General features: G+C 42.4%; 7 protein-coding genes. All 7 read left to right on the forward strand.

Annotated features, from left to right (window positions below; all coding sequences use genetic code 11):
• Window positions 1-48 precede the first annotated feature (48 nt).
• Genes H0Z23_RS08675 through cas2 (H0Z23_RS08705) form a run of 7 tightly spaced genes read left to right on the forward strand, consistent with a single transcriptional unit; the run spans window position 49 to window position 3,385 of the window.
• Window positions 49-192: a hypothetical protein gene (locus H0Z23_RS08675; RefSeq protein ID WP_296869051.1), complete on the forward strand. Its 144-nt coding sequence runs from the start codon at window positions 49-51 to the stop codon at window positions 190-192.
• An 8-nt stretch (window positions 193-200) separates the two neighbouring features.
• Window positions 201-593, forward strand: a complete 393-nt coding sequence (locus H0Z23_RS08680; RefSeq protein WP_296869052.1) for a CRISPR-associated endoribonuclease Cas6 — start codon at window positions 201-203, stop codon at window positions 591-593.
• A 42-nt stretch (window positions 594-635) separates the two neighbouring features.
• Window positions 636-1,502 carry a CRISPR-associated endonuclease Cas1 gene (locus tag H0Z23_RS08685; RefSeq protein WP_366928895.1) on the forward strand — a complete coding sequence of 289 codons (867 nt, stop codon included), beginning with the start codon at window positions 636-638 and terminating at the stop codon, window positions 1,500-1,502.
• Window positions 1,492-1,971, forward strand: a complete 480-nt coding sequence (locus tag H0Z23_RS08690) for a hypothetical protein (protein ID WP_296869053.1) — start codon at window positions 1,492-1,494, stop codon at window positions 1,969-1,971. Before H0Z23_RS08685 ends, H0Z23_RS08690 begins: the two co-directional genes overlap by 11 nt.
• Window positions 1,972-1,973: 2 nt before the next feature.
• Entirely contained in the window at window positions 1,974-2,828 is an 855-nt protein-coding gene (gene cas1 / locus H0Z23_RS08695) for a CRISPR-associated endonuclease Cas1 (protein ID WP_296869054.1), read from the forward strand.
• Entirely contained in the window at window positions 2,821-3,120 is a 300-nt protein-coding gene (cas2, locus tag H0Z23_RS08700) for a CRISPR-associated endonuclease Cas2 (RefSeq protein WP_296869055.1), read from the forward strand. The genes cas1 and cas2 (H0Z23_RS08700) overlap by 8 nt, the downstream gene beginning before the upstream one ends.
• A complete protein-coding gene (gene cas2, locus H0Z23_RS08705) occupies window positions 3,101-3,385 on the forward strand; it encodes a CRISPR-associated endonuclease Cas2 (protein ID WP_296869056.1) in 285 nt (94 codons plus the stop codon). The genes cas2 (H0Z23_RS08700) and cas2 (H0Z23_RS08705) overlap by 20 nt, the downstream gene beginning before the upstream one ends.
• Window positions 3,386-3,765 lie beyond the last annotated feature (380 nt).

Below are 3,765 nucleotides of genomic sequence, written 5' to 3' on the forward strand. Positions count from 1 at the left end.
AGCTAAATTTAAAAAAAAATAAGCTTAAATCCCTTCCCGATTCAATAGGTGGATAATGCCATTATAAGCCTTGACAAAGCCGCTGCCAGAATGTACAAAAGCCGATCTATCTTGGCGGCAAGAGCGTGGCCCTGCTGCGCCGACCATGGTGATGCGCCAGCCCTCTTCTTGCGGAGGTCGATGAAGTTATAGATGAGCCGATGCCTGATTTTTCCCAGGGCTTCGCCGCTTTCTCCTCTATATCACCTATTGTTGCAAGCATTCCAGATGAAAAGTTAGGGCATAAATATTTGAACCCTCAAGGTAGGCAATTTTGGGAAGTTGTAAAAGGCAACCTAAAGCGAAAATGGGAAACGTTATACAGAAGGCCTTATTCTGGGGAAATAGAAATAAGGCCGGATGAGGAGTATTTGGCCAAGAGAAAGACCAGCAAACTCATATCACTGAAAGGGCATCATATAGTAAGAGGGCATTTGGTTCCTTTCAGCATCAAGGCGGATCCGCAGATTATAGCTTTGGGTTACAGCGCTGGCTTTGGGGGCAGGAACAGCCTGGGTTTTGGTATGGTGGAAACAAGAAGGCATAAAGTTTAAGGGGGGAGCAAAATCCCAAACCAGTTATTTCTTACAGAACAAGTGAAAATTGCCAGGCACAATAACACATTAAAATTACAAAATCCAGAAAAAGATATTAATATTCTCATCCCAATACTTCAGGTATCGGAAATATTTGCACTTGAAGGCACAAGTCCTGACAATGCGGCTTTGAGTTTGTTGTCTGAGAAGATTGTACCTTTGCATATTTTTGATAAAGGGCACTATAAGGGAACTTGGATGCCGTATATCTCAATTGTATCAGGGCAAGTCAGCATGGCCCAGTATATGGTTCTTTTTGATGAGGAGTTAACCTTGCCCATAGCCCAAGAGGTAGTTCGTGGAGCTTGTCGATTGAGGTGTGGAGTAGCGAGGAAATGGTTCCCAAAAGACTATGAAACTTGGGAAGAAAGATATCTCAACTGCCTTAGCGAATTTTATGCTAATCCCAGAGGCAATGCACAAAAAATCTTTAAGGCCATAAATTCGCTGGATGAGAAAAGGCTCGCAAAATACATTTCCGATTTAAGCTGCTATTCCCTTGCGGAGGGAATAGCTAAAGCTACCGTGGTATCTGCTTTCAGCCGACTGTCTCTAGACCCATGGATAAGCGTCTTTTCTCACTTAAGTATCCCCTTTAATTCTTTATGGGATGACCTGTTTTTCCTGTTTAAGCCCCTGCTCCTTGATTTATGGCTGCCGATGTTCAGTAGCTGGTCTGGAGATGTGAACGAAATACCGGAGCTTTATAGGAAGCATTTTACTAAAAACTGTGCGCAAGATGGGAAGAAGAGCTGGAGTTTGCGGATGCTTCCGGTAAGAGAAGGGTATGCTCTTATTTCTCACTTTATGGGCAATGCATCATATAGGGCTGCTAGGAGGGTTATTATTCCGAAAGATGAGTTTTGATAATTTGATGACGTATGGGTGGGCATTATGGTGTCCCATTGCAGGTCAACTCTGGGATTGGGGCATTGACCCCGAAATAGAGCGTTCGAAGTTTATGCTTGAAGAGAGCTGGTTCCTTGTTGACGATGAAGAAGAATATATCTTTGAAGAGATAGAAGGTCTTACTTCCCATATAAAGTTCTCGGGGAACTGTCTTTTTATCAGGCCTACACAGTGGCCGCCGCTGCATGTGTGGATAGGTGTAGCTCTAAGATTGATGTCGGTTCATTTCCCCCATATCACCTGTGCCCATGTAGTGAGTAGGAATTCCCATAGGAAAAAAGAAATAAAAGTAATGCTAACGGAATCGGCGAAAGTGTATTTGGAGAAAAGCTGGGAGGAGCTTGGGCACGGTTTTGTGTTTCAACCCAGGGACAAATGTCAGGTTTGTTTTATCAAAGATCTATGTTGGTTTTTGCAGGAGGCTTAAATATGCAAGAAGGGAACAAAATATGCATAGTTCAAGGTTGGCGTGGGCCGCACGTGTCTATTTTCATTCCTTCGGATAACAGTATTTCCCCTTTTAGGGCGTTGAGATTGGCACAGGCCATATATGCTGGAATACCTGAAAAGAGGCTGCAAGCTATAAAGGCTCTGCTTAGGGGTGTGGCAGAAACATATAAGTTGTGGGGAGAAATATGTTTAGAGAAAAACGATAAAGATATTTCAAATATCATTCAAAGATTTATTGGGAACGTTGAAAGCATCAAAGATGTAAAAGAAGGTTTGGGGGTTGAGGGGCTTTTTCATAGGGAAATTTTTGAGTTGTGGAGCAATAAGCTTCCTCCTGATTTTGAGTTCCGCGGGCGAAACAGGCAACCGCCCAGGGATCCAATCAATGCAGTTATATCTTATGGCAACAGCTTAATGTATAAGTTGTGTGTACCGCCGTTGCAAAAGGCAGGGTTTAATACTGGCCTGGGTTTTTTGCATCAGCCAGGCCGAGGCCGTCATACTTTGGCCCTGGATATGGCCGAGCTAGTGAAACCAATTTTTGTTGAGGCAGTTTGTTGGGTGATGGCAAGCGACGGAAGATTTACAAAAGATATGGCCACAGCAACGGCTGAGGGATGTTTCTTAAATTCTGAAGGAAAGAGATTATACAGGTTTGTCTTGTCTGAAATGGCTCAAAAAGTGCTGGAGGAAGGTGAAAAATGCCATTTTGGTTGGCCTGTTAGCCTTTTAAAAGCTCTTGAAGGGGCCTCGTTGCAAATTAAGGATAATTTATTGAGAGGAAAAATTCCTAAAGCCTGGACGGTTTTTGGGAGGCCAGCAAAGTATGTTTAGGGTTTTAGTCTACGATGTGTCACAGAAAAAGGTTTATAAGGTTAGGAAATATTTATCAGACAAAATGTTTTGGGTGCAAAATAGCACTTTTGAAGGGCATTTGAGGGAAGAGCAAAAGCTTGTAGTAATGGACAACTTGAAAAGGCTTCTGGACCCTGGAGAAGACAGCCTATTATTGTTTTCTACAGAAGCTGACTTTGCATGGGAAAAAACGATAATAGGCGTAGATAAAAGCTGCATGAGCTACCTTTTGCATTGTGGGGGTGGAGAAGATGGCGAACAAGGAGATTAACGCTTTCATCATTTATGACGTGGGGCAAAAACGAGTTGCAAAAGTTCATAAACTGTTGAGCAGTTATTTGTTCTGGGAGCAAAATAGTGTTTTTTCAGGTAATGTCTCACCAAAAGTTCTTAAGAGAGTTTTGTTTAAGGTAAACAGATTGGTTGATCCAAGACAAGATTGTGTATATTGCTATCGTTTAAAATATCCATTCACTCTTCATATAGAGCGTTGGGGTAAGTATGCCAACAAACATAGTGAAATAATACGCATGTAGGCATAGACTGGCTTCGCGAAGGCGATTTTTCTGCCGGATATAGTTACAGTTTTCACTTGTAGCAAACCCTTGGAAATACTGGTATTATATTTAGGGATTCAATCGAACCGATACGGAATGGAAACCCAGCCCAGGCATTGCGTCTTTTGCCTCGTCCGTGAGATTCAATCGAACCGATACGGAATGGAAACGAAATCTGTTATAATTTGGTAGGGCTTCCTTTTGTAAGATTCAATCGAACCGATACGGAATGGAAACTTTGCCATGGAACATTCCCTTTTTCCAACTGCTCAATGATTCAATCGAACCGATACGGAATGGAAACTAAAAATTGCGTGCTCTTCTCCGGATTCAAATGCAAAAAGATTCAATCGACCCGA

Origin of the sequence: Thermovirga sp. (assembly GCF_017656375.1) — a bacterium.
Taxonomy (GTDB): Bacteria; Synergistota; Synergistia; order Synergistales; family Thermovirgaceae; genus Thermovirga.